At 40.5% G+C, this 25,617-nt stretch carries 21 protein-coding genes; 10 read left to right on the top strand and 11 right to left on the bottom strand.

From position 1 onward, the window contains the following. Window positions 1-95: 95 nt before the first annotated feature. From WC743_RS16075 to WC743_RS16035, 9 genes are all read right to left on the bottom strand, one after another. A complete protein-coding gene (locus WC743_RS16075) occupies window positions 96-1,034 on the bottom strand; it encodes a phosphatase PAP2 family protein (protein WP_373013439.1) in 939 nt (312 codons plus the stop codon). Next, the gene (locus tag WC743_RS16070; RefSeq protein ID WP_373013438.1) at window positions 1,027-1,653 is read right to left on the bottom strand and encodes a sterol desaturase family protein; all 627 of its coding nucleotides are present in this window, start codon (window positions 1,651-1,653) and stop codon (window positions 1,027-1,029) included. The genes WC743_RS16075 and WC743_RS16070 overlap by 8 nt, the downstream gene beginning before the upstream one ends. A 6-nt stretch (window positions 1,654-1,659) precedes the next feature. After that, the gene (locus tag WC743_RS16065; protein ID WP_373013436.1) at window positions 1,660-2,274 is read right to left on the bottom strand and encodes a DUF4833 domain-containing protein; all 615 of its coding nucleotides are present in this window, start codon (window positions 2,272-2,274) and stop codon (window positions 1,660-1,662) included. Further along, on the bottom strand, window positions 2,267-2,983 hold the full coding sequence (locus tag WC743_RS16060) for a CDP-alcohol phosphatidyltransferase family protein (protein WP_373013434.1): 717 nt from the start codon (window positions 2,981-2,983) through the stop codon (window positions 2,267-2,269). Before WC743_RS16060 ends, WC743_RS16065 begins: the two co-directional genes overlap by 8 nt. A gap of 31 nt (window positions 2,984-3,014) precedes the next feature. Beyond that, window positions 3,015-5,561, bottom strand: a complete 2,547-nt coding sequence (locus tag WC743_RS16055; RefSeq protein WP_373013432.1) for a DUF5686 family protein — start codon at window positions 5,559-5,561, stop codon at window positions 3,015-3,017. A gap of 15 nt (window positions 5,562-5,576) precedes the next feature. Then, the gene (locus tag WC743_RS16050) at window positions 5,577-5,948 is read right to left on the bottom strand and encodes a GtrA family protein (RefSeq protein WP_373013430.1); all 372 of its coding nucleotides are present in this window, start codon (window positions 5,946-5,948) and stop codon (window positions 5,577-5,579) included. Between the two features lie 250 nt (window positions 5,949-6,198). Continuing rightward, window positions 6,199-7,521 carry an inositol-3-phosphate synthase gene (locus tag WC743_RS16045; RefSeq protein WP_373013428.1) on the bottom strand — a complete coding sequence of 441 codons (1,323 nt, stop codon included), beginning with the start codon at window positions 7,519-7,521 and terminating at the stop codon, window positions 6,199-6,201. A 268-nt stretch (window positions 7,522-7,789) separates the two neighbouring features. After that, the gene (locus WC743_RS16040; RefSeq protein WP_373013426.1) at window positions 7,790-8,908 is read right to left on the bottom strand and encodes a hypothetical protein; all 1,119 of its coding nucleotides are present in this window, start codon (window positions 8,906-8,908) and stop codon (window positions 7,790-7,792) included. Window positions 8,909-8,980: 72 nt separating this feature from the next. Next, entirely contained in the window at window positions 8,981-10,189 is a 1,209-nt protein-coding gene (locus WC743_RS16035) for an aminotransferase class I/II-fold pyridoxal phosphate-dependent enzyme (RefSeq protein WP_373013424.1), read from the bottom strand. A 348-nt stretch (window positions 10,190-10,537) separates the two neighbouring features. Here WC743_RS16035 and WC743_RS16030 point away from each other — a divergent pair, with 348 nt between their 5' ends. The 8 genes from WC743_RS16030 to WC743_RS15995 all read left to right on the top strand — a co-directional run bounded on the left by WC743_RS16030 (window position 10,538) and on the right by WC743_RS15995 (window position 21,230). Then, window positions 10,538-11,887, top strand: coding sequence for a TolC family protein (locus tag WC743_RS16030; RefSeq protein WP_373013422.1), 1,350 nt, complete (start codon window positions 10,538-10,540; stop codon window positions 11,885-11,887). A 32-nt stretch (window positions 11,888-11,919) separates the two neighbouring features. Further along, complete coding sequence (locus WC743_RS16025; RefSeq protein ID WP_373013421.1) at window positions 11,920-13,074, top strand: efflux RND transporter periplasmic adaptor subunit; 1,155 nt, start codon at window positions 11,920-11,922, stop codon at window positions 13,072-13,074. Window positions 13,075-13,145: 71 nt separating this feature from the next. Further along, complete coding sequence (locus WC743_RS16020) at window positions 13,146-16,325, top strand: efflux RND transporter permease subunit (protein WP_373013419.1); 3,180 nt, start codon at window positions 13,146-13,148, stop codon at window positions 16,323-16,325. 212 nt (window positions 16,326-16,537) lie between these two features. Beyond that, the gene (gene uxaC, locus WC743_RS16015; protein ID WP_373013417.1) at window positions 16,538-17,947 is read left to right on the top strand and encodes a glucuronate isomerase; all 1,410 of its coding nucleotides are present in this window, start codon (window positions 16,538-16,540) and stop codon (window positions 17,945-17,947) included. Then, a complete protein-coding gene (locus tag WC743_RS16010) occupies window positions 17,947-18,987 on the top strand; it encodes a PfkB family carbohydrate kinase (protein ID WP_373013416.1) in 1,041 nt (346 codons plus the stop codon). The genes uxaC and WC743_RS16010 overlap by 1 nt, the downstream gene beginning before the upstream one ends. After that, window positions 18,984-19,643 carry a bifunctional 4-hydroxy-2-oxoglutarate aldolase/2-dehydro-3-deoxy-phosphogluconate aldolase gene (locus tag WC743_RS16005; protein WP_373013414.1) on the top strand — a complete coding sequence of 220 codons (660 nt, stop codon included), beginning with the start codon at window positions 18,984-18,986 and terminating at the stop codon, window positions 19,641-19,643. The genes WC743_RS16010 and WC743_RS16005 overlap by 4 nt, the downstream gene beginning before the upstream one ends. Before the next feature lie 18 nt (window positions 19,644-19,661). After that, window positions 19,662-20,957, top strand: a complete 1,296-nt coding sequence (locus WC743_RS16000; RefSeq protein WP_373013412.1) for an MFS transporter — start codon at window positions 19,662-19,664, stop codon at window positions 20,955-20,957. A gap of 33 nt (window positions 20,958-20,990) precedes the next feature. Beyond that, entirely contained in the window at window positions 20,991-21,230 is a 240-nt protein-coding gene (locus tag WC743_RS15995) for a VF530 family DNA-binding protein (RefSeq protein ID WP_373013411.1), read from the top strand. On the opposite strand, the gene WC743_RS15990 is transcribed toward WC743_RS15995, so the two are convergent. Then, window positions 21,227-22,537 carry a DEAD/DEAH box helicase gene (locus WC743_RS15990; RefSeq protein WP_373013409.1) on the bottom strand — a complete coding sequence of 437 codons (1,311 nt, stop codon included), beginning with the start codon at window positions 22,535-22,537 and terminating at the stop codon, window positions 21,227-21,229. The genes WC743_RS15995 and WC743_RS15990 overlap by 4 nt on opposite strands. A gap of 154 nt (window positions 22,538-22,691) precedes the next feature. On the opposite strand from WC743_RS15990, the gene fucP reads away from it, so the two are divergent. Further along, entirely contained in the window at window positions 22,692-23,972 is a 1,281-nt protein-coding gene (gene fucP / locus WC743_RS15985) for an L-fucose:H+ symporter permease (RefSeq protein ID WP_373013407.1), read from the top strand. 12 nt (window positions 23,973-23,984) lie between these two features. Then, the gene (locus WC743_RS15980) at window positions 23,985-24,704 is read left to right on the top strand and encodes an SDR family oxidoreductase (RefSeq protein ID WP_373013405.1); all 720 of its coding nucleotides are present in this window, start codon (window positions 23,985-23,987) and stop codon (window positions 24,702-24,704) included. 234 nt (window positions 24,705-24,938) lie between these two features. Here WC743_RS15980 and WC743_RS15975 read toward each other — a convergent pair whose 3' ends face one another. Next, on the bottom strand, window positions 24,939-25,613 hold the full coding sequence (locus WC743_RS15975; RefSeq protein ID WP_373013404.1) for an arylesterase: 675 nt from the start codon (window positions 25,611-25,613) through the stop codon (window positions 24,939-24,941). Window positions 25,614-25,617 lie beyond the last annotated feature (4 nt).

Here is a 25,617-nt window from a genome sequence, read left to right as displayed (position 1 = left end):
AAATATACTAAAGATTAAATATGCACATAATTTAACTTATTAACACGCCCATAATTAGTACAGAAAAGTATACATAATGTTAGTGTTGTGCTACTTTATTGAATAATTTGCTCGTATCGTAAAAGGAATTTCTTTAACAGCACAGATAATGAAATGGTAATATTAAATAAAGCAATACCCAAAACGGCACAAATAATACCCGCAAGTACATCTAATATATAGTGATGACTAGCGTATACCGCGGTAAACCATATCCCTGCCATTACAATGGCAAAAAACACATTGATAACACCCAGCCTGTTTTTTATGCCGTAATACAACACAATTATTGGGTAAGATGAATGTAATGACGGCATAGCAGCAAAAACATTAGAGCCTTTTGCATATATAGATTTGAACAGGTTGATATTAAAAAACTTATCAAAACGGGCAAGCCCGGCCATATTACCTTGTGTTAACGGCTGGAATTTAAAGCCATGCACCTGTATGTACCATGGTGGTGCAGCCGGGTAGGCGTAATAAACAATAAAGCCCAATAGGTTAACCAGTACAAAAGTAAATGCAAAGCGTAAAAATTGCTCTTTGTTACGATAAAAAAGGTAAGCGGCAAAGGCCAGCGGTACAGGTATCCAGCATAAGTAGAACAGGCCCGAAAAAACATCAACAAAGTTAGTCCTTTTCAAATACAGGTACTCATTAGGGGTAAGTACGCTATTGTTGAAATGGATGCCAAATAGTTTTTTTTCGGTATTATAAAGTTCGCCTATTGCTACATCATTGTAATTATAATTAGGGAATGCCTTCATATAATCAAAAATGATCCAATAGACAATAAAGATGGAAAACCCAAGTATAAACCTGCGTGTGGTATTTGTTGCGTAAAAGCAGAGGTTGAAAATACCAAGCAGTACCAATTGATCTGACTTATAGCCTACCAAGAAATATGATACAAGTAAATAGGCGACAGATATAGCAGAAACAATACTTATATTTTTTGCATTGATCTGTATATCATCATTAGCATCATTAGCCATTCTGCTTTTTAGTGAAATCTGAATTAAAAATCTTATCCCACAAAGGAGAACTTACGCCATAACCTTTTGTTGGATCCTGATAATGATGCAGCATATGGTGCTGTTTAATGGCTTTCCAAAAGCTGCCTTTAAAGTTAAAGTGATGTATGGCATAATGTGATATATCATACACCAGGTAGCCTAAAATAAATCCGGGGAAAAAACCGAAGATATAGTTGGCCGGTAATAATGCATCAAACAAAAAATAAAAGCCGGTAGCCAGTGGTATGCTTGCCGATGGCGGCATAACTAAACGCATTGCATCGCTCGGGTAATCGTGATGTACGCCATGGAATATAAAATGCAGGCGTAAAGCCCATTTTTGTTTAGGCACAAAATGGAATACAAAACGGTGCATAATGTATTCGGTAAGTGTCCATACAAGAAGCCCGAATAAGAAAAGGCCGATATAGTTAAGCACACCAATTTGCTTATCATAAGCAAAATAGCTGCAAACCAAAATAACCGGCACAAAAATTATAATAGGTACAAAGTAATGCACCTTTGATAAACTCTCTAAAAAGCTATTTTTAAACATTCTCACAGATTCCTGTGAATTGGAAACAAAATTCTTTGCCATAATTACTCAGGGTTTAAAACGTTCTGTAATTTCTTTTCCTGTTGCAGGGTCTATCCCTTTCAATTCCACATAAATTACATTTGGCAACCAAAACGAACCGCCCTCTATTTTAATGAACACATAGTTAAGCATAATTTGCTTTTGCGCTACAGATGCGAAGATATGATATTTTCCGTCTGCTGCCTTCATTAAAGTGAGCGGAAATTTTTTGTATGACACAAATCTGATATCATATTTATCGTCACCCAAATGTTTCGCTGTTAAACCATATGCAAATTTACGCTGAATATAATTTAATTCCTCCTTTTGTCCTTGTTCGTTATATCTTATCCAATACGCATGTACAGGTGTTTCAGTATGTGGTTTGCCGGTTTTTTTATCAATATTCAGGTCATATATCAATGTATTGGTATTTGGGGTACGCTGAATATAAAAAAGCCTGTTAGCATCTGCGGGCGGGGTAGGGAACACAAGTGGTTTTTCGTGTTTCTTACGTGCCGCACTATCTTTACCGGTAATATTATCAAAACTATTAAAGCTTACCGAAGCGCTTAACGGTAACGTGAAAGTAGTAAACAGGAATAATATTAATACTGTTAACTTAATAGGGGTATTATTCATCTTCGTTCTCTGACAGTGCTTTTTTCGCATCCATCAGCCTTTTAAAGGCAGTTAGGTTAGTTAATACGGCAAGTATGGCAATAGGGAAAGTAAATATCGACATAGTTTCAAACACATGATACTTAATACCGGGTATATATAATTTATAATCGCCACCAATATAGGTAGAGGCAACACCGCATGCTATGGCACAAACACCAATAGTAACAACACGCTCGGGGCGCTGCATTAATCCGCCTTTGCTTTCGGCACCCAAACCTTCGGCACGGGCACGTACGTAGCTTACCATCATAGAGCCTATTAAAGCTATAAATGCAAATATCGAACTTAAAAAATAATGATGTGAAACCAGGTAATAACAAATACCCAGAAACATAATCAGCTCGCTGTAACGGTCAAGTACAGAGTCATACAGGGCGCCAAAAACCGATTTCATATTACCCAAACGGGCTACCTGCCCGTCAAGCATATCAAATAAGCCGGCAAATAATATTAAGCCGCCGGCCCAGCCTATATAGGTAAGGTCTGCACGGTCACCATCTTCACCACCAATTATAAATATGGCGGCTACGCCCACGTTTAAAACAAAGCCGATAGACGTTACAGCGTTTGGTGTTAATCCCAGCTTTATAAGCAGTTTAACAAATGGATCAATAATTTTATATATCCTAAGCTGTAAGCTTGTACGTATTGAAGTTTGCTGTTCCATTTAACAATAAAAATAATTAAAATTACACATATTAAAAATCAAATTTTACCTTGGTACGCACGCCCCATTCTGCAATACCGGGATGATCCAGATAGGTAAACCTCCTTACCACATCAACCCTTATAAACTTAAAAATGTTTTCTATACCAACACTTCCTTCAACATACGCCTTACTACCCAGGGCATAGGTAATTGGCGCACCGTTTTCATCAATAGGGAATTGGTATAAATTTGGATGTATGGAAGGATTGTTTTTATCACTCAACCCACCATATAACACCTTAATTGAGGCGGTTTCGCGCCACTTCAATTTCTTAAATAAAGGCACCTTATTAAAAAGGAAACCACCAAAATGCTGGTCTATATTAAAGCTTATTGATTTATCACTTACAAATTCTAAAAAGTTCATCAAGTTGTACGTGTCAACAACGTAGGCATAGGTTTGGTTGGCCCTATGAATATTAAGCAGGGGGTAAGGTACCTGCCCAAATATTTTGCCAGCTTCGGCTGTAAAATCACCAAAGCCAAATGGCGCTATATAATAGCGTTTATCTACCCTTGCCGTTAAGTTTTGATAATTATATTCGCCCCCTAAAACGTTCTTTAAACCGGTTGTAAAGTCTAATGAAATTATAGGGTATTTATTTTTGATGGGTGTGCGGAATAACTTACCCTGATAATATTGCTCATTAGGTGCATAACGCAAGCCAATAGAAGCCTCGGTGGTAGTTAAATGATTAAATATGTTGTTTTGGGTATTTATAAAAGGATATAAGCTGCCTGTAGGTGTTTGCGTTGTTTTTTTTAAGCCCAGCTTGTATGAGAAATGATTTTCATACTCGCTTACATAATCTAAACGGTAAATGTCATTATACAGGTATTTATCATTCCGGCCTCGTTTAAAAGATAAAAAAAAGTTGTCTTCCTGTATAAATTGCAGTTCCTGCCCCGGTATTTTAGTTTCCCGCTGAAAGCTTGCCCTAATGTAATGCTGCGGAAACCTGTAAATACTTTTGTTATTTAAAGAATAGGTACCGGCTATAAAATATTTCCAACGCTCATCTTTAAAACCGTATGCGCCATAACCTTCCAGGAAATAACGTTTGCTGAAGTTAGCCGTTGTACGCCCGCCTACACGCAGCCTGAACCCTTCTACCGGGTTAAAACTGTAAAATGTACTGGCAGGGCCAACCTCAAATTTCCCAAAGCCTTTAAAACCGGCAAACAGCAGGTTAACAATATCGGCAGTACGCCTGAATGATGGCATATGAACAAGGCTGTCAATATTTTTATAGGTTTTTGACTCGGCCCGGGTAAGAGTATCTAAACGATTTTCGGCCCAAAAGCTTTCCGGGCGATTTTTAACTTCTTCGTCTTCCAGCTCCGGCGGGGCTATATAGGTGGTTTCGGGCCGTGGTTGGTTTAGCGTATAATTTTTAAAAGTTAACGTACGGGAACCAAATAAACCGCCTTTGCGCTTCGCGGATATACCAAAATCTGCGAAGGTGTTGCTTTTACTGAGGTGATAACGGCCATCAGCATTTTGCTCAAAGCTCTGGTCAACATGCATGCTGCGCACAAAGTTAACGTTGATGTTTTTATTAATAGTGAGGCCATCTTTTTGTACAGCATAATTACCATCAAGGGTGATGTAAATTTCGCCCTCAAAAAGTATATCATTAGTGTTGCGCGGTGTAAAACTAAGCTTAACAAGCTTTTGGCCATTATCAAGAGTTACGGTATCTGCAATAAAAAACTTGTAATAGGTAGGGGCGCTGTTAGCGATAGGGCTTAAAAACTGCCTGCCTAAAAGCATTATGCTATTATCGTAAATATCAATTTTAGCATAAAGATGCTTAAAGTACTGGCCTATTCCTTCGGTATCGAAACCCGGCCCAAAATCAACCGATTTTTCTCCAAGCAAAATGCTCCTGGTAGCCTCGGGGTCTTTACGATAATAAACCTGTGATAGCCTTTCTTTCAGAAAAATAGGCAGCAGGGTTTTACCCGGATAAGTTACACTGTCTTTATTTTCAAATACAAATTTGTATTTTCTGAATAGTTTTTTCTCGGCTACCTTATCAGATAAGTTGCTCAGCGAAAACTGCATCTTATCATACTCTTTATACTCAACGTACTGATAGCTTTCGGGGCGGTTCTTATCCTTATTGGCAATAACCTTCCGTATTAACTCAACAGCGGGGTTGTCATTAACATATTTAGGCTTTTTTTTTGTTTTGACTATAACTTCGTTTAACTGCTTGGATGCCGGTACCATCTTTACATTTATAACCTGCTCTTTACCTGGCGTTATGTTTAAAATAACATCTTTAAAACCCAGGTATGACACTTTAATTTGGCTGTAAGGTTTTGTAGAGCGGATAGAATAAAAGCCCTGATTATTAGTAGTAACCCCAATTGTACTGCCCACAAAAGCTACTGATACAAATGGTAACGCCTGTTTGTTGGTACCATCGGTTATACTGCCGGTTACAATAGTATTTTGTGCAAATAAGGAGCTGCTTACAAATAATAATATTATAAATAATAAGTGCTTATAAGATGCTTCCAAATTCATTTAAACTTAACGTAATTATGCAAATACAAACTTTTTTTGCAGGAAGTAATTATAACTTACCCCTACAGATATTGAAACTAATACTTTTGAAATTATATAGCTTAAACCTGCATAATGTGTCACAAAAAACACACCAGAAGTATTAAGTATTGAATTTCCACCCCATACTACCAGGTATTTTAACACCTGTTGGGGTATGCCTTTTTCTTTACCGTTAAACACCCAAACCCTGCCTAAAGCAAAGCCTAATACACCGCCAACTATAGTTCCAAGTAGTGTTGCAGTTACGTACCAAAGGTAAAAAAATTCCTTGCAGACTACTGTGGTCAAAAAGTCAAATATCGATGCTATACAAGATGAAGCCTGAGCTTTAACAAAAGTTGCCATTAGCAATTTAAAAAAATTATACTACTTATTAGTAGTGAATACTGCCGTTACAGCAGTCCATGTTTAATACAATATTAGCCAAATAGACTATGTGGCTTAATAAATGTTACTATATGTATAGAAAATACTTCTGTGGGGCAGCAAAACCAATAATATCCCGTAAGGAGAGATTGGTGGGATTGAAAAGTGTATTCCTAAAAAAACCGGTTACTGCAACAGTGTACAGCAACCGGTTTTTTAATATTAAGTATTATGCATTAGCAAACATATCGTCATAATAGTCAAGGCCCAGATGAGTGATCAGGTCTTCGCCCATTAAGTAACGTAATGTATTTTCAAGCTTAATTAATTGTTTAAAAATATCATTTTCTGCATGTAAGCCCGGTGCAGTTTGTGGCGATTTTAAGTAGAATGATAACCACTCTTGTATACCGCTCATGTTAGCACGTTTAGCCATATCGCAAAACAAAGCTAAATCTAAAGCGATAGGTGCAGCTAAGATTGAGTCGCGGCAAAGGAAGTTGATCTTAATTTGCATTTTGTAACCTAACCAGCCAAAAATGTCAATGTTATCCCAGCTTTCTTTGTTATCGCCATGCGGAGGATAGTAGTTGATACGGATCTTGTGGAAGATCTCGCCATAAAGCTCAGGATTATCTTCCGGCCTTAAAATATCTTCTAACACACCCAGTTTTGAAACTTCTTTAGTTTTAAAGTTATCCGGATCATCCAGTACCAAACCATCGCGGTTACCCAAAATGTTGGTTGAGAACCAGCCGTGTACACCAAGTGAACGAGCTGCCAGGCCTGGTGCCAGGATTGTTTTCATTAAAGTTTGGCCTGTTTTGAAATCTTTACCGGCAATAGGGGTTTGCGTTTCTTTAGCAAGCTCCATTAACGCAGGGATATCTACAGTTAAGTTAGGGGCGCCGTTTGCAAAAGGTACACCTAATTTTAAAGCCGCGTAAGCGTATATCATACTTGGCGCTATACGTTTATCATCATCTAATAAAGCTTGCTCAAAAGCAGCTAAAGTTTGGTGAATTTCTGATGCTTCGTAATAGATCTCGGTTGAACCGCACCATACTAAAACTACACGGTCAAGGTTGTTATTTGCCTGGAAGTTTTTGATATCTTCCATTACCTGCTGGGCAAGCTCATGGCGGGTACCGGTTTTAACGTGGGTACCATCAAGGTTTTTAGCGTAGTTCTTATCAAAAGCAGCTTTCATCGGAACGATAGCTTCTAAACCTTCTTTTACTTCATTTAGTAAAGATGCTTCCAAAACCTTAGCGTTCATAGCAGCTTCGTAAACGTTATCTTCATAAACATCCCATCCACCAAATACAATGTCTTCTAATTTTGCCAATGGAACAAAATCTTTAATTTTTGGATGACGGTTCTCTGTTCTTTTGCCCAAACGGATACTTCCCATTTGAGTTAATGAACCTACAGGTTGTGATATACCTTTTTTTACGGCCTCAACGCCGGCAATTAATGTGGTAGCTACTGCTCCTAAACCCGGTATTAAAATACCAAGCTTACCGTTAGCAGGTTTAATGTTGATTTTCATTTAGTGAATTGTTTTTAATCGTTTTGAGCGTTAGCTCATCATGATTTTCATTTTAGTGTTTATTAATGCATAATGGCCTAAACCATTAATTTTTTTTCGTGCAATTAATATCCGGTTTAATTATAGCGGCATAGCCAATGCTAATAGGTTTACCTTATTTTATTGCCACGCAAATAACTCGTTTTTCAGATCATGGCTGCAAGTATTTTTACAAAGATTACGAGCAGATGAAAATTAAGGATAATGCTGGTTAATTATACCGGAGGAGTTATATGCCTTTTTGATATATTCTATATGTTTTGTACTGATCGCCACCTATGGCTTCAATGGCACGGTTCACCATGTCGTTCTTTTCAAGTGTCCATGATGCTTCGGCGTATTTTAAACCTTTGCGCCTGTACTCTTTAATAATGCTGCCATAAAGGCAAGCTTCGATACCCATTTTGCGGTAACCATCAATAACACCCAACAGCATAATACGTATACCGGTTATCTTCTTTTTGTTTAGCAACAATTTAAAGATACCCGTTGGCAATAAGCGGCCTTTTTTAATTGTACGCAGTATTTGGTTAATATCAGGGATGGCAACACCAAAACCAATAATTTTACCATCCTGCTCGGCAACCAGTGCAAAATCAGGGTCAAGTATCATTTTAAGGTCTTTTGCGGTATAGTCAAACTCCTCGTTGGTCATCGGGAAAAAGCCAAGGTTCTTATCCCACGCTTTATTATATACATCGCGCAAGGCATCGGCCTCCTGCTTAAAATTCTTCAGGTTTATTTTGCGGATAGTAATGCCGCTGTTACGTGTTAAACGGTCCTGCAGCTTATCCAGTAACTGTAAAGATTTATCGTTGTAATTAGCGCCTTCCCAGTACCATGCCAGTAAGTCGGCTTGTTTTTTAAAGCCGTAGTTTTCTAACAGGGTAATATAATACTCGGGGTTATAGGTCATCATTACCACAGGGGGCTTATCAAAACCTTTAATTAATAAACCACAGGTTTCATTGGTTGATGGGTTAACCGGGCCGGTAATGGTTTCGGCACCTTTTTCTTTTAACCAGCTAATAGCGGTATCAAAAAGCAGGTTAGCGGTTTCCTGGTCATTAATACAATCAAAAAAACCAAAGAAACCATCATTAACATTGTTAAACTTGTTATGGCTGGTATTGTAAACCGCGGCTATACGGCCAACAACTTTATCGCCATCATAAGCTAAAAATGTTTGCAGTGATGAGTGCTTGTGGAAAGGATGGGTGGTTAACAGGTCCTTTTGAGCAATAAATAATTCCGGTACGTAATTGGGATCGTTTTTATACAGATCATGTGGAAAATCAATAAAAGCTCCAAGTTCTTTTTTTGACTTAACCGAAATTATGTTTTTCATTATTAATAAGGGGGGCTAAAATGATGATGCCACTTTCGTGGCATCGGGTAAGGTTATAAATATGTAGCGATCTTATATTTTCTCTTTTATGGTATTTTCTACTCCAACAGCTTTAAAGGCTGCTATCAGTTTTTCAACTGCTTCATCAATTTGCTCAAATGTATGAGTGGCCATCAATGAAAAACGCAGTAAAGATGAATCTGACGGAACGGCCGGTGATACAACCGGGTTAACAAACACACCTGCTTTTTGCAGATAATTAGTTACTTGAAAAGTTTTAGCGTTATCACGTATATATATAGGTAGTATAGGGCTTTCTGTTGCACCAATATCAAAACCTTCGTCTGTTAATAATTTAACAGCGTAATTAGTGTTATCCCAAAGTTTTTGAATGCGCTCTGGTTCAGATTCAATAATATCTAAAGCGGCTAATACACTGGCTACAGAGCCCGGTGTCATACTGGCGCTAAACATTAATGAACGTGCACGGTGCTTAATGTAATCAATGGTCTCATAATCGCTGGCTATAAAACCACCAAGCGATGCAAGTGATTTACTAAAGGTGCTCATGATAAGGTCAACCTTATCAGTTAAACCAAAGTGCGATGCTGTACCAGAACCATTATGGCCAATTACACCTAAACTGTGTGCATCGTCAACCATAATATTAACACCATATTTATCAGCAAGCTCAACAATCTCCGGTAATTTAACAATATCACCTTCCATGCTAAAGATACCGTCAACAACAATTACTTTAACAGCCTCTTCGGGCAGTATGCTAAGCTTGCGCTCCAGGTCCTGCATATCGTTATGAGCGTATTTAATAACCTTTGAAAACGATAAACGGCTGCCGTCAATAATAGAGGCGTGGTCATATTCGTCAAGTATCAAATAATCATTACGGCCGGTAATGCATGATAATACACCCAGGTTAACCTGGAAACCGGTGCTGAATAAAACAGCAGCTTCTTTACCAACAAAAGCTGCTAAACGGTTCTCTAATTCAATATGAATGTCAAGTGTGCCGTTTAAAAATCTTGATCCGGCGCAGCCAGATCCATATTTGTCAATTGCTTTTTTTGTAGCCTCTTTTATTTTTGGATGACTTGTAAGCCCCAGATAGGAGTTAGAACCAAACATTAAAACACGCTGATTATCAATAATAACTTCAGTATCCTGGCCAGATTCTATAGGCCTGAAAAAAGGATACAGTCCCTGTGCCCGGATCATATTTGCATCCTGGAACTGGGCAATCTTCTCGTGTAATTTTTTAATCATTTATTAACACTGCTTAAAATTTTTGTAAAAATACCATGAATAAGCTTATCTCTTGCATGAGAAATGTAAATTTTTTCACACTAAATTAATAGTGTACACTTTACTCTCATCAGGCAAATTAATTAAATTTTTATGAAAGGGACATTACAATTTTTCATTTTCATAAAAAAAAGTTAAAAAATCGTGCCAATTATCATTTAATTCTCCTAATAAGGTAAAAATTTTGTTGTTGATTTTTAATTGATTTAGATTAGTGTCATATTCGTGAACAATCCTCTATTAAATAAAATTATGAAATTAAAAAGAACTATTCTTTATTGATTTCGTTTTGATAGTATCCCTGCCCTTATGAAAAAACTACGTTACATATTTATTTCTAATATACTGTTTTTTTTACCGCTTGCAGTATTTGCCCAAAACATTTCTGATACATCTGTTGCCGTAGTTACTTTAAAACAAAGTATTGATTTTGCCCTTAAAAATCAGCCGCTATTAAAGCAGGCTTATATTGATGAGCAAATAAATGAAAGAGATATCCGGATAGGTTTATCAGACTGGTTGCCGCAAATTGGTACAACAGGCCAGTATCAGCATTATTTTCAAAGGCCTGCGGTTGTTGCAGGTGGTGCCGGCACAGGAGGAGGGGGTACTCAGCCAAATTTAGCAGTAGCCCATAATGTTTCAAACCTGGGGTTACAAGCCAGCCAGGTTCTATATAATAATGATGTATTGCTGGCATCGCGTGCATCTAAATACTCACGAAAATATTTTAAGGAAAGCACCGAAAGCAGTAAAATAGATCTTGCCTCAGATGTAAGCAAGGCATTTTATGATGTTTTACTATCGCAACGCCAGCTTGAAATTATTAATGAGGATATAGTAAGGCTCCGCCGCAGTTTAAAAGATGCTTATTCGCGCTACCAGGCCGGTGTGGTTGATAAAACCGATTACAAACAAGCAACCATCGCTTTAAATAATTCACTTGCCACACGTAAAACAACCGAAGAGGCTATAAAAAGCAAAAACGCGTACCTGAAGCAAGTAATGGGTTTAAACCCCGATAAAAAGCTGGTACTTTCTTATGATACCGCTAAATTACAGGTAGAAGCGTTAATTGATACCAACCAGGCTATTAATTATAATAACCGTATAGAGTACCGCCAGCTGCAAACACAAAAGAACATCCTTAATTTAAATGTATCTTATTATAAGTGGAGCTTTTTGCCTTCGCTATCGGCAATAGGCGGTTATAGTTTGGCCTACTTTAATGACAGCTTCTCTAAATTATATAGTAATGGTTATCCAACATCATTTGCCGGGTTATCATTAACATTTCCAATTTTTCAGGGAGGCAGGCGTTTGCAAAACTTGAGCAAGGCACGTTTACAGGTTGAGCGTAATGACCAGGATCTGGTAAATAGCCGCAACGCCATAAATTCAGAATACGTAGCCTCTTTATCGGCCTACAAAAGCAATTATAATAACTGGCAGGTGTTAAAGGAAAATGTTAACCTTGCTACTGATGTATACAAAGTGGTTGAGCTGCAATACCGGGAAGGGATTAAAACCTATCTGGATGTAATTGTATCACAGGCCGATCTGCGTACCGCTCAGTTAAATTACTATAACGCATTATATCAACTACTATCAAGTAAAATTGACCTGCAGCGCTCACTGGGTATTTTGCAGGCCGAATAACAGCTATTAAACGAACGAACAACATATTGAGAATGAAAAATAAATATACTTACTGCATAGCCGCAATAACATTGTTATTATGGACAGCCTGCAAAAGCAAGTCTGACCAGCAAAATGCAGCTCCTCCGCCAACGCCTGTAAATGTTGCCGAAGTTAAAAATGCCGATGCCCTTTATTATGACAGATATCAGGGACAAGTGGTATCATTAAATTCAGTTGAACTGCGCAGCCAGGTTGCCGGCTTTATTACCGGGATATTTTTCAAAGAAGGTAGTGTAGTAGCTAAAGGCGCCCCGCTATATGAAATAGACCGCCGTAAATATGTGGCAGCCTATGAGCAGGCAAGGGCTAACCTTAGCAGTGCTAACGCAAACTTAATTAAAGCCCAAAAAGATGTTGACCGTTATAATATGTTACTGAAGAACGATGCGGTAGCACGCCAAACGGTTGACCAGGCAACTGCCGCTTATGAAACAAGCAAGGGCCAGGTAGCGGTATCGCAGGCAGCCCTGGCATCAGCGGCAACAGATCTTTCTTATGCAACTATAAAAGCGCCTTTTACCGGGCGTATAGGTATATCACAAGTTAAACTAGGTGCACAGGTTTCACCAGGTACTACCTTGTTAAATACAATATCTACAGGTAACCCAATTGGTGTTGATGTGGTAATAAACGAGCAGGATATTGACCGTTTTTACAAACTGCAAAAAAGCAGCACCGATACCACATTCCGTTTGCAGCTTTCTGATGGCAGTTCTTATCAGAAAACCGGGAAGGTATTTGCCATTGACCGTGGTGTAAGTAACCAGACAGGTACTATTAAAGTGAGGATCCAGTTCTCAAATGAGAAAGATGAGTTGAAAGATGGTATGAGCTGCGTATTACAGGTGTTGAATGATAACTCGGGCAACCGCGTACAAATACCTTATAAAGCCATTACCGAGCAAATGGGCGAATTTTTTGTGTTTGTATCTAAAGATACTATAGCCGAACAACGTAAGGTAACCTTAGGCCCGCGCATACAGAGTAATGTAGTAATTACGAGTGGATTAAAAGCCGGCGAAAAAATTGTTACCGATGGTTTCCAGCGCTTACGTGATGGAGGTAAGATCACTTTAGGGCCGCCGCCATCAGCAGCTGGTGCAGCAGGTGGTAAGGATAATAAAAGTACCGCTCCGGCAAAGTAAGGGATTAAGATCCTGCAGAAAGCTAACAGGGAATTCTTTTCCCGGAAAATATTTAAGATAAAGACAAAATAATGATCGCAGATACTTTCATAAAACGCCCGGTAACCGCCATAGTAATATCTCTGGTTATTGTGATAGTTGGTATTTTGGCAATAATGAGTTTGCCCATTGGGCAGTACCCTGAAATTACGCCGCCAACTGTACAGGTAACAGGTAACTATACGGGTGCGGATGCCTTAACGGTTGAGCAAACCGTTGCAACACCGGTTGAGGTGCAGGTAAACGGTACCCCGGGCATGACCTATTTACAAAGTAACAGTACCAGCAACGGCCAAATGAGCATGACCGTTAACTTTGAGGTAGGTACTGATATTAATAATGCCGCGCTTGATGTACAAAACAGGGTGGGTATAGCACAGCCTACATTACCGCAGGAAGTGCAGCGCCTTGGTTTAGTGGTACGTAAACGTAACCCAAGTATATTAATGCTGGTAGCTATGTTTTCGCCAAAGGGAAGCCATGATGTAACTTTTGTTGACAACTACACTAACGTATTTATAAAGGATGCATTGCTGCGTACCAAAGGTGTGGGTGACGTGTTTACCCGTGCTGATGATTTTAGTATGCGTATATGGCTTAAGCCGGATAAACTGGCCGCGTTAAATATGACATCGGCGGATGTTACTGCCGCGCTGCAGGAACAAAACGCGCAGGTTGCAGCGGGTACAGTTGGTGCCACACCGCAAATGAAAGGGCAAACCTTTGAATACACAGTTTTAGTAAAAGGCCGTTTAACCAGCAAGGCCGAATTTGAGAATATTGTTGTTAAAACACAACCCAGTAATGGAGCGATAGTACATTTAAAAGATGTGGCGCGGGTAGAGTTGGGTAAGTTTAACTATGCAGGTAATTCATTTGTTGATGGTAAAAGAGCATCGTACCTGTTAATTTATCAGGCACCCGGTAGTAACGCCATTGAAACGGCCGATAATGTTACTGCCACCATGAAGGAGCTTAAAAAATCATTCCCGGCTGATGTGGATTTTGTGGTTCCGTTTGAGTCTGTTACTGTGGTAAAGGTTTCATTGGATGAGGTAATTGAAACATTGGTTATTGCATTGGCACTGGTTATTGTGGTGGTATTTTTATTCCTGCAAAACTGGCGTACAACGCTTATCCCGGTATTGGCTATCCCGGTATCTATTATAGGTACGTTCATATTTTTTATACCGCTTGGCTTTACTATTAATACACTAACACTGTTTGGTTTTGTACTAGCTATAGGTATTGTGGTGGATGATGCCATTGTGGTGGTTGAGGCCGTGCAGCATTATATGGATGAGAAGGGTATGAGCCCCAAGGAAGCTACCAGTCATGCCATGAAAGATATCTCGGCACCGGTTATTGCCATTGCCCTGATCCTTGCAGCGGTGTTTGTACCGGTAGGTTTTGTACCGGGCATTGTGGGGCGGCTTTATCAGCAGTTTGCCATTACTATTGCTATTTCGGTTTTGATATCGGCATTTGTGGCCTTATCACTCACACCTGCTTTGTGTACCGTGTTATTACGCCCCCATAAAATAGATGAGAAATCTACTGGTTTAAACAAATTGTTCTTTAAATTCAATAGATGGTTTGAGAAGGTTACCGGCCGCTACAGAAAATCTGTAGATAGGGGTATTAAAAATTCAAAATTTGTGATCATTGTATTGGTTTGCATTGTTGTTGGTACAATATTATTGTTCAGAGGCAAGCCATCAGGATTTATTCCGCTGGAGGATGAAGGCCGTGTATATGTAACATATGACCTGCCCGAAGGCTCATCTACAGAAAGAACCGTAACTGTTTTACATCAAATGATGGCTGTACTTGATAGCGTACCGGCAATTAACCACTATGCTGCCCTCGGCGGATTAAACGCGGTTAACTTTGCTACAAAATCAAACAGTGCAACCATATTTGTACAGCTAAAACCATGGGACGAGCGTGAAGAAAAGCAAGACCAGTTAAATGGGGTTATAGCAACTTTACAACAAAAATTAGCAAGGTTTAAAGAAGCCAGCGTAGTTGTTATATCACCACCGGCTATTCCCGGTTTAGGTAATACAGGTGGTTTCTCGTTCATATTACAAGAAAAAGAAGCGGGGGGCGATATTAAGAACTTTGAGAAAGTGCTTAATGATTTTACCGCAGCCGTAAATAAAAGACCCGAAATTGCAAGAGCGTTCACCTTTTTTGGGGCACATACGCCTGCTTACCAGTTAACCATTGACCGTGAAAAGGCCAAAAAATTAGGTGTACAGGTATCTGATGTGAACAATGCCCTGCAAACTTATATGGGTAGCGCTTATATAAATGATTTTACTATTTACGGGCGTAATTTCAGGGTAGTGGCACAAGCCGATACTAATTACCGTACAAATATTGAAAACATAGGGCAATACTTTGTTCGTAACTCAGCGGGGGGAATGGTGCCGTTAAGCACCTTAACTACCTATAAAGTTATTGAGAATGCTCCGTTAATATCACATTACAATTTGTTCCGATCTGCAGAAATTAACGGTAGCACCAAGCCGGGTTACAGTAGCGGCGATGCTATTGCCGCGCTAAAAGAGGTTGCGGCACAAACCCTGCCTCAAGGTTACGGTTATGAGTTTTCGGGCTTAAGCCGCGAAGAGTTGTTATCCGGCTCAAAAACTGTTTACATTTTTGCATTATCTATTGGCTTTGTATTCCTGTTCCTGGCAGCGCTGTATGAAAGCTGGTCGGTACCATTTTCGGTACTGTTAGCCGTACCGCTTGGTGCATTTGGTGCCATATTGTTCCTGAACTTTAACTCGGATCTTACCAACAACGTTTACGCGCAAATAGGCTTAATAACGTTAATAGGTTTGGCCGCCAAAAACGCCATTTTGATAGTAGAGTTTGCCAAAGAACGTGTGGATAGGGGTGTGGAGCTGGAGAAAGCGACCTTAGAGGCAGTAAGGCTCCGTTTGCGGCCTATCATCATGACATCTATGGCATTTATATTAGGTGTTGTACCATTATTGTTTGCATCTGGTGCAGGTTCTGTAGCAAGGAAAACCATAGGTTATACCGTATTTGGTGGTATGCTTGCAGCAACATCGCTGGCTATATTTATTGTACCGGTGCTGTTCTACATCATTACCAAATTTGCCTACGGTAAAGAAAAACTGGCCGAATTAGAAAAGAATTACAAACCCGATCCTGACGAAGATCCGGTAGAGTAAATTAAGATAAAATAAAAGAAGCTGTTTCATAAGGGACAGCTTCTTTTGTTACAGGGCATGCCATTAAGGAACGGGGGCCTATCCTCAGATGTACCTGGCTCGTTTGTTTCCGGTTCCAACAAATAGTTACTACAACGATTTCGACAAAAATATTGGGCTTTTTGGCAGAATAACGCTATAATTACAGTTTCCCTGCAAATTGTAAACCTTTTATGAAAAACTTCCTTGACCAGGATTTTTTGCTGCAAACAGATACTGCCAAACGCCTCTATCATGATTATGCGGCTGATATGCCTATTATTGATTACCACTGCCATTTACCACCAGACCAAATAGCTAATGATATTAATTTTGACAACCTTACCGCGGTATGGCTCAACGGCGATCATTACAAATGGCGGGCAATGCGTGCCAATGGGGTAGACGAAAGCTATATTACCGGTAACAAACCCGATAAAGAAAAATTTGAGCAATGGGCAGCCACAGTGCCTTACACGCTGCGCAACCCCTTATATCATTGGACACACCTGGAGCTGCAAAGGTATTTTGGTATCGACTCAAGGTTAATGCCCGGCACCGCCAATGATATTTATAACGATTGTACAGCAAAGCTGCAAAGCCCGGACTATACGGTGCGCAAACTTATTACCGGCCGCAATGTAGAAGTAATTTGCACTACTGATGATCCATTGGATAGCCTGGAGTATCATCAAAAAATAAAACAGGACAACTTTGGTGTAAAGGTGTTGCCGGCCTTCAGGCCGGATAAGGCCATGAATTGCGATGACACTAAAGTGCTTAATGCTTATATCAACCAACTGGAGATAGTAGCTGATACGGTGGTTAATAGCTTTGAGAGCTATTTACATGCGCTGAAGAAACGCCATCATTATTTTGCGGCTAATGGCTGCTGCGTATCGGATCATGGTTTAGAACGGTTACATGCTGATGAGTATACCGATAGTGAGATAGTGGCTATTTTTAACAAAATAAGGCAGGAGCAAGTATTAACCCCGGTAGAAAGAGGTAAATTCAAATCGGCCATGTTGTATCATTTTGCCCTTTGGGATCATGAAAAAGGTTGGGTTCAGCAATACCATCTGGGCGCAATACGCAACAACAGCTCACGTGGTTTAAGGCAAGTGGGGCCGGATACGGGCCGCGATTCTATAGGTGATTTTTCACAGGCGCGGAACTTATCCAAATTTTTAGATAGATTGGATGCCGACGACAGGCTCACCAAAACTATTATTTATAACCTTAACCCGGCGGATAACGAACTGATGGCCACAATGGCCGGCAATTTTAATGACGGCTCTATAGCCGGTAAGATCCAGTTTGGGTCGGCATGGTGGTTTTTAGATCAAAAGGATGGTATGATAAAGCAACTGAACGCGATATCAAACATGGGCCTGCTAAGCCGCCTGGTTGGTATGCTTACAGATTCACGCAGCTTTTTATCGTTCCCGAGACATGAGTATTTCAGGCGGATATTGTGCAACCTGTTAGGTGATGATATTGAAAATGGCGAACTGCCAAACGATATACAATGGACGGGTAAAATAGTACAGGATATCTGCTACTTTAACGCGAAAAATTACTTTGATTTTGATAAGAAATAATGGACTATCTATCTGATAAAAATTTTAAAGAAGGGGCCGTATTATCATTTGGTGAGATATTACTGCGGATAGTGCCCGATGCAGATGGCGAATGGTTAAATGATAATGTGCTACCCTTTTTTATTGGCGGTGCCGAACTGAATGTAGCCAACGCGCTTGCCTTATGGGATGTGCCTTCAAAATATTTTACCGCGATGCCTGAGAATGGCATGTCGGCACAGATCGTTAATTATCTGGAGAAGAAAAACGTTGATACCTCGCCGGTTTACTATCATGGTAACAGGATCGGTATTTATTATCTTACAAAGGGTAAAGATCTGAAGCATGATGCCCTGATCTATGACCGGGCAAATTCCGCCTTTGCAGACCTTAAACCGGGTATGATCAATTGGGATAAGGTATTGGATGGGGTTAGCTGGTTTCATTTCAGCGCTATCTGCCCGGCCATTAGTCAGCAGGTTGCAGATGTATGTTTAGAGGCTTTACAGGCAGCATCGGCAAAGGGTATTACTATCTCGGTCGACTTAAACTATCGCTCTAAATTATGGCAGTATGGTAAACATCCACAGGATGTTATGCCGGAGTTGGCAAAGTATTGTGATATCATAATGGGCAATATTTGGGCAGCGGAACAAATGTTGGGAATTGAAGTTTTAGGCGATATCCATGAATCGGGACAAAAGAGTATTTACCTGAAAGAAGCCTTATCGTCATCACAAAGAATAGTAGCGCAATACCCAAAATGCAAAGCCGTAGCCAACACATTCAGGTTTGATGCAACCGGCGATATTGATTACTACACAGCCTTATATTATAAAGGCGAATTTCATAGTTCACACGAATATCACACTAATGAAATAGTTGCTAAAGTAGGCACAGGCGACTGCTTTATGGCGGGGCTCATCTACGGGTTTTATAACCACTTTGGGGCACAGGAAATTTTAGAATTTGCTACCGCGGCTGCTTTCCAAAAACTATTCATAGCAAGCGATGCCACTACACAAACCGTTCAGGAAATTAATAATACTATACAAGGATGAAGAGTAAAGAAGCCGTTTTAGATAGCATTTTGGTGCAGGGTATGCTGCCCTTATTTTTTTATGAAGATGCCGGTGTAAGTGTAGAAGTGATCCGTACGCTTTATAAAGCAGGGGTGCGGGTACTGGAATATACTAACAGAGGTAAAGAAGCGCTTGATAATTTCAGGATCATCAGCAAGGTGGTTAAAGCCGAAATGCCCGATATGAACTTAGGTATAGGTACTATTAAAACCGAAGCGCAGGCCGAAGCTTTTGTAGCCGCAGGTGCCGATTTTATTGTATCGCCAATTATTGATGCAGCTGTAGCTAAGGTTGCAGATAAGTATAAAATGCTGTATATCCCCGGTTGTATGACGCCTACAGAGATCCACCAGGCGCAGCAGCACAAGGCCATGCTGATCAAGATCTTCCCGGCTAATATATTAGGCCCCGCCTTTGTATCATCAATCAGGGACCTGTTTCAGGGGCAGCTATTCATACCAACAGGTGGGGTAGAAATTGAGGCGGGCAACATTGCCGGATGGTTCCGTGCGGGTGTTTGCGCGGTAGGCATGGGTAGTAAACTCATCAGCAAGAACGTGCTGGATAATAAACTGTACGACCAATTATATAACGATACGGTTAAGGCTTTACAATTAGTACAATTAAGTAAATAATATTAACCGTAAAGTAGCATGGCAGAAACCAAAACAAAAAATTACAGGTGGATAGTAGTAATATTATTGTTCTTCGCAACAACTATAAACTATCTGGACAGGCAGGTTATTGGTTTACTAAAACCCACGCTCGAAGTTCAGTTTAACTGGACGGAGACAGACTACAGCCATATAGTTATGGCGTTTTCTGCTGCATATGCCCTTGGTTTACTTGCTTTTGGTGGCTTTATTGATAAGATTGGTACAAAGCTGGGCTATACTATTTCTTTAATAGTATGGAGTTTGGCAGCAATGCTGCACGCCATTGTAAAAACAACTTTTGGCTTTGGTGTGGTAAGGGCTGCTTTAGGTTTAGGTGAATCGGGGAATTTTCCGGCGGCTATAAAAGTGGTGGCAGAATGGTTCCCAAAAAAGGAACGGGCCCTTGCTACAGGTATATTTAATTCGGGTGCTAATATTGGCGCGGTTGTGGCCCCGGTAATGGTACCCTGGATCTTAGGGATCTACGGCTGGCAAATGGCTTTTATTATTACCGGTGCTATTGGTTTTGTATGGTTAATATTCTGGTGGTTTATTTATGAAGTACCTGCACGCCACAAAAAGATCTCAAAAGAAGAATTTGAATTTATCCATAGTGATAATGTAGAAACGGTTGGCGAAAGTGAAGTGCCGCCTGTTAAAATAAAATGGCTGCAACTGTTTGGCGTAAGGCAAACATGGGCATTTGTTGTGGGTAAGCTATTGACTGATCCTATCTGGTATTTTTTCCTGTTTTGGCTCCCGTCGTATTTCTCCACTACTTTTAACCTCGATCTTAAAAAGCCGAGCTTGCCTTTAGTGCTGGTTTACACGGCTACCACGGTAGGCAGTATTGGCGGCGGGTATTTATCCTCCTGGTTTATAAAACGCGGCATGCCGGTGTTTAAAGCCCGTAAAACGGCCATGTTTTTGTTTGCTCTCTGTGTACTGCCCATCTTTGGCGCAAGGTACGCTACTAATGTTTGGCAGGCTGTGGGGTTAATTAGCCTTGCTGCGGCGGCGCATCAGGCCTGGAGCGCTAATATATTCACTACCGCATCAGATATGTTCCCTAAGCAGGCAATAAGCTCTGTGGTGGGCATTGGTGGCATGGCAGGTTCTGTAGGTGGAATATTTTTCCCGTTACTGATAGGCTTTATTTTAGAAACCTATAAAGAGGCAGGTAATTTAACCGCGGGATATAACATTATTTTTTCCATGTGTGCCTGTGCGTATTTGCTGGCCTGGTTAATTATGCATCTTATCACCCCAAAAATGAAACCGGTTAAGCTGTAATATCCGCCATCAGAAAATTGTACTTTTGCAGGCATGGAGCAGCAAAAATCAAAAGATCCGCTACACGGTAAAACATTAGAAGCTATACTAAATGCTTTAGTGGCTCATTTGGGCTGGGCAGAAATGGGCTACCGCATCCGTATCAATTGCTTTTTGGATAACCCGAGTATCAACTCCAGTTTAAAATTCCTGCGCAAAACACCCTGGGCACGTACCAAGGTTGAGGAGTTATATATTGAATTTTATAAAGATATGCCTTCTGAAAAAGCTTAGTGCTTCTTCTTGTTATTCAGTTTTGCCTTATAACCCGAACTAAAGTTATAAGTTTTTGAGTTTTCAGGTTTCTTTTCGTGGAAAGCCTCGCCCGGTACATATTTGTTAGGATCAACCTTTGCAGGTTGTTTTTCTTTTTCGGTATCCTTTGCCTTGCGGTCCTTTTCTATGATCAGTTCTTCCGGCAGATCTGCCTTTTGCATTTTCTGGCCGGTTGTATTTTCTATTTTACGTACCTGGTCCAGTTCAAGGTCGGTAGCAAAGGTTAACGCAAGGGTTTCATCATCTGCATCGGCGGTATGGTTCACTACGTGGTTAATGTATATATCCTTATCCAGCGGTAAATCAATATGTATAATAAAGGGGATGTTCTGCAGGTCAACTTCTTCCGTACCTTCATTAGCAATAACTAATACACGCAATTCGGCATTAGCCTTAAACTCACTGATGTCCTTAACGCCGTTATACTCAAAAAAGGTAGGGTTAAGCACAGCAACCGCGTTACGCATGCGGTTCTCCAGGCTTTTATAGATCTTCTCGGCAGTTTGGCGGGTATTGGCAAAAACCACTGTTTTGGTAAATAGTTCATCATCGTACAAAAATAGGTTCAGCAGGTTTAGCTTTGTGCCAAAATTTGGTACATGATACAGCATCTGCTGGTGCGTAGGCAATTGCTGCTCAGGAAGTTCCTCTACCTCAATTATAGCAGGTAATTGCATAAATGGCTCTATCATTTTATTCAGCTTATCATGCAAAACTTCGCTAAATACGAGGTGCTGCGCCTTACCAATGCTATTGGCCAGTTCAACAACGGGTAACTGCAAACCTTTTTTAACTATCTGCTGTGCATCATCAACTACAAGCAGCTCAACTTTGTTTAGGTTAAGGCCGAGTTTCAGGTAAATAGCACGGGCCCTGTCCGGGGTGGCCACTACAATATCGGCACCATCGGCCAGTTCATCCATTTGCTGTTCGGTAGTGGTACCGGCATGCAGGCTAACAATTGTTAATGATTTATTACGGTTCAACTGCTCAAACTGGGCAACAATACCAAATATCTTTTCCTGATCTGGTGCTAATATTAAAACTCTGGGCACACCTTCGGCATCATGGTTAAAGCGGTTTATTGTGCTCAAAACATAAGTTGTTGTTTTACCGCAACCCTCAGGGCCTACAGCTATCACATCCTGACCGCCAATTATGCGGTTCAGCGTTTTTAGCTGTATTTCTTTAGGGGTATTAAACCCTGCTTCAGTTACCGATTTTATTAGTTGCTTTTTAAGCTTGAATTTTTCTGCCCACACCATTTAAAAAATATAAAGAGCGCAAAGATACCAAAACCATATCGCTTTTAAATAAAGATGCTTAAAAGCGGAAGGGGTAACACAAAGTCGCCATCAAAAAATGAGGGGGAAATAAATTAAATATCTATATTCAGCGCACCAATTTATTTTTACATCGATGCCAAAAAATAGCACATTTACAGCCGTAGCGCTAATAACTTCTCTTTTCTTTTTATGGGGTTTCGCACTTAACCTTAACCCAATATTGATTCCGCACCTTAAAAAAGCCTGTCAATTATCAGATTTTCAATCGTCTTTAATAGATTCGGCATCATACATAGCGTACTTTTTGCTGCCTATCCCGGCGGCACAATTCATGAAAAAGTATGGGTACAAGGGTGGTATAATTTTAGGATTACTGTTATTCTCTGCGGGTGCATTGCTGTTTTACCCTGCTGCCGCGGTGCGTAATTACGCATTTTTCCTATCGGCATTGTTTGTGGTTTTTTCGGGCATGGCGTTTTTAGAGACGGCAGCAAATCCGTTAATAACACTAATAGGCGACCCCAAAGGCGCTACACAGCGTATCAATTTTTCGCAATCATTTAACGGGCTGGCAGCAACTGTTGCCCCGCTTATGGGCGGTATGTTTATTTTATCGGGCAAAACCTTAAGCGAAACGGAAGAAAAAGGCATGTCTGCAGCGCAATTGAATGAATATTTAAACAAGGAAGCATCATCGGTACAAATACCTTTTATAGTTATCAGCATAATTGTGTTTTTAGTGGCCATAATGGTTTGGCGTACCACTTTTCCGGTTATTAAAGAAGAAAGCAGCGAAGAAGTGAAAGATGAAAAGCGGCCTTTAGGCGTGCGCATTGTAGAACTGTTAAAGAACAAGCATTTAATGTCTGGTGTGTTGGCTATATTCTTTTATGTTGGCGGCCAGGCCTGTGTAAGCAGTTTCTTTATCCGCTTTAGCGAAAAAGTGGGTGATATACCTGAAAAAGCTGCATCAACCGTTTATTTGCCACTTGCATTTGCAGGTTTTATGGCAGGCAGGTTTATAGGCACGTTCTTAATGCGCTTTTTTAGTCCGGTGAAATTATTGGTAGCCTATAGCGTTATCAATGTTATACTGATCATATCGGCCGTTAACCTTGATGGCAGGGCTGCGGTATATACTTTAATGGCAGTATGGTTCTTTATGTCTATTATGTTCCCAACTATATTTTCTTTGAGCATACGCAACCTGGGGGCCAAAACCAAACTGGGTTCTTCGTTAGTTATTATGGGCATAGTAGGCGGGGCGATAATGCCGCCGATAATGGGCCGGATATCTGATATGACAAACATACAGGTGGCTTACCTGGTACCGGGAATATCCTTTATAGCTATATTATGGTTTGGGCTGAACAATTTAAGGGTTAAGAAAGTGCAGATGGTAGGTGCGCATTAAGTATAAATTAATATGAACCTGAATTTAACAGACAAAATAATCATAGTAACAGAGGGTGCTAAAGGCATTGGCGAAGGTATAGTGCACGCCTTAGCTGCCGAAGGTGCTATACCGGTAATAATTGGCAGGAGCGGGGCCGATAACTTAAAAGTTGTTGATGCGATAAAAGCTAAGGGTTTAAAGGTTGATCATATAATTGCCGAATTATCCCGTCCCGAAGAATGTGAGAAGGCCGTAAAGGAAGTAACTGAACGCTATGGCCGCATTGATGGCCTGATTAACAATGCAGATATAAATGACGGCGTACGATTGGAGAGTGGAGATCATGAAAGCTTTATGGCATCGCTGCATAAAAATGTGGTTCATTATTATTTGATGGCACAGCATACGCTACCCGCTTTAAAAATATCAAAGGGTGTTATCCTTAATATCATTCAAAAAACAAGCGGTACCGGCCAGGGGAATGTATCCGGGGATACAGCTTCTAACGGTGCACCTAATGCCCTTACACGTGAGTGGGCGGTTGAATTGCTGAAATACGATATCCGTGTGAATGCTGTGGTAATTACAGAACCGGGGATTAGCCCTGCAGAAAATGAGCCTGCGATCTCTCCTGATAACCGCATAATCACTATCGAAGAGATAGCTAATGCTGTTGTTTTCCTGTTATCTGAGCGGTCAAGTCATACCACCGGGCAATTAATTCATGTTGGTGGTGGGAGTGTGGGTTAAAATAGGGCGGGGCTGGATTAGTGGAATGTATTTGCAATGACGAAATGTCATTGCGAGGCGCACAGCGACGTGGCAATCCCGTAGCCAGTGCATGAACGCTTTGCATTCGACGCGATTGCCACGCTATCGCTCGCAATGACATGGTTTTTAGAATAATTATAGGAATGCCACGCTATCGCTCAATGACATTGTATTAAAAAATCCCGTTAATCGAATAAATCCATTTAATCCCGGTTACAGTACTCCCTTCATAACATCCCAAACATTGTTTGCCAATATTTTAGCGCCTTGTGCGGTTGGGTGGATGCCATCGGCCTGGTTCAATGAGCGTACACCACCTACACCTTGCAGCAGAAAGGGCACCAAAGCCATTTTGTTTTTAGTGGCCAGTTCCGGGAAAATGTTTTTAAACCCGTTAACATAATCGGCACCCATGTTGGGTGGCACCTGCATGCCCAGCATTACCAGTTTGGCGTTGGGGTACTTTGCTTTTATCCTGTCAATAATAGCTTGCAGGTTTTGGGTAGTTTCTTTGATGGGGATGCCACGCAGGCCGTCATTAGCACCCAGCTCTAATACAAAAACATCAATAGGCTGCTTTAAGAGCCAGTCTATCCGTCCTTTGCCGCCGGCAGATGTTTCACCGCTTAAGCCGCCGTTAATAATGGTGTAGGGCAGTTTAGCCGAATCTATTTTATGCTGAACCTGATTGGGGAAAGCATCGGCAGGGTCATCAAGGCCGTAACCGGCGGTTAAGCTATCACCAAAAAACAAGATGGTTTTTGTGGTTGATGCAGCAACCGGCGTTTCGGGTTTTGAAGTATCACTTACCGGTGCCTTACTGCCGCCATTACAACTTGCAATAACGATGACGGGGATCAGTAAAAGAGCTTTTAATTTACGTAGCATAATT

The organism is Mucilaginibacter sp. (assembly GCF_041660805.1).
GTDB lineage: Bacteria > Bacteroidota > Bacteroidia > Sphingobacteriales > Sphingobacteriaceae > Mucilaginibacter.
The sequence above is the reverse complement of the archived record's forward strand: the minus strand, read 5'-3'. Positions and strand labels throughout refer to the sequence as shown.

Excerpts from the sequence above, each read along its gene's own strand:
- WC743_RS16075 (WP_373013439.1), bottom strand. The coding sequence starts at position 1,034 with ATGGCTAATGATGCTAATGATGATATACAGATCAATGCAAAAAATATA.
- WC743_RS16070 (WP_373013438.1), bottom strand. The coding sequence starts at position 1,653 with ATGGCAAAGAATTTTGTTTCCAATTCACAGGAATCTGTGAGAATGTTT.
- WC743_RS16065 (WP_373013436.1), bottom strand. The coding sequence starts at position 2,274 with ATGAATAATACCCCTATTAAGTTAACAGTATTAATATTATTCCTGTTT.
- WC743_RS16060 (WP_373013434.1), bottom strand. The coding sequence starts at position 2,983 with ATGGAACAGCAAACTTCAATACGTACAAGCTTACAGCTTAGGATATAT.
- WC743_RS16055 (WP_373013432.1), bottom strand. The coding sequence starts at position 5,561 with ATGAATTTGGAAGCATCTTATAAGCACTTATTATTTATAATATTATTA.
- WC743_RS16050 (WP_373013430.1), bottom strand. The coding sequence starts at position 5,948 with ATGGCAACTTTTGTTAAAGCTCAGGCTTCATCTTGTATAGCATCGATA.
- WC743_RS16045 (WP_373013428.1), bottom strand. The coding sequence starts at position 7,521 with ATGAAAATCAACATTAAACCTGCTAACGGTAAGCTTGGTATTTTAATA.
- WC743_RS16040 (WP_373013426.1), bottom strand. The coding sequence starts at position 8,908 with ATGAAAAACATAATTTCGGTTAAGTCAAAAAAAGAACTTGGAGCTTTT.
- WC743_RS16035 (WP_373013424.1), bottom strand. The coding sequence starts at position 10,189 with ATGATTAAAAAATTACACGAGAAGATTGCCCAGTTCCAGGATGCAAAT.
- WC743_RS16030 (WP_373013422.1), top strand. The coding sequence starts at position 10,538 with ATGAAAAAACTACGTTACATATTTATTTCTAATATACTGTTTTTTTTA.
- WC743_RS16025 (WP_373013421.1), top strand. The coding sequence starts at position 11,920 with ATGAAAAATAAATATACTTACTGCATAGCCGCAATAACATTGTTATTA.
- WC743_RS16020 (WP_373013419.1), top strand. The coding sequence starts at position 13,146 with ATGATCGCAGATACTTTCATAAAACGCCCGGTAACCGCCATAGTAATA.
- uxaC (WP_373013417.1), top strand. The coding sequence starts at position 16,538 with ATGAAAAACTTCCTTGACCAGGATTTTTTGCTGCAAACAGATACTGCC.
- WC743_RS16010 (WP_373013416.1), top strand. The coding sequence starts at position 17,947 with ATGGACTATCTATCTGATAAAAATTTTAAAGAAGGGGCCGTATTATCA.
- WC743_RS16005 (WP_373013414.1), top strand. The coding sequence starts at position 18,984 with ATGAAGAGTAAAGAAGCCGTTTTAGATAGCATTTTGGTGCAGGGTATG.
- WC743_RS16000 (WP_373013412.1), top strand. The coding sequence starts at position 19,662 with ATGGCAGAAACCAAAACAAAAAATTACAGGTGGATAGTAGTAATATTA.
- WC743_RS15995 (WP_373013411.1), top strand. The coding sequence starts at position 20,991 with ATGGAGCAGCAAAAATCAAAAGATCCGCTACACGGTAAAACATTAGAA.
- WC743_RS15990 (WP_373013409.1), bottom strand. The coding sequence starts at position 22,537 with ATGGTGTGGGCAGAAAAATTCAAGCTTAAAAAGCAACTAATAAAATCG.
- fucP (WP_373013407.1), top strand. The coding sequence starts at position 22,692 with ATGCCAAAAAATAGCACATTTACAGCCGTAGCGCTAATAACTTCTCTT.
- WC743_RS15980 (WP_373013405.1), top strand. The coding sequence starts at position 23,985 with ATGAACCTGAATTTAACAGACAAAATAATCATAGTAACAGAGGGTGCT.
- WC743_RS15975 (WP_373013404.1), bottom strand. The coding sequence starts at position 25,613 with ATGCTACGTAAATTAAAAGCTCTTTTACTGATCCCCGTCATCGTTATT.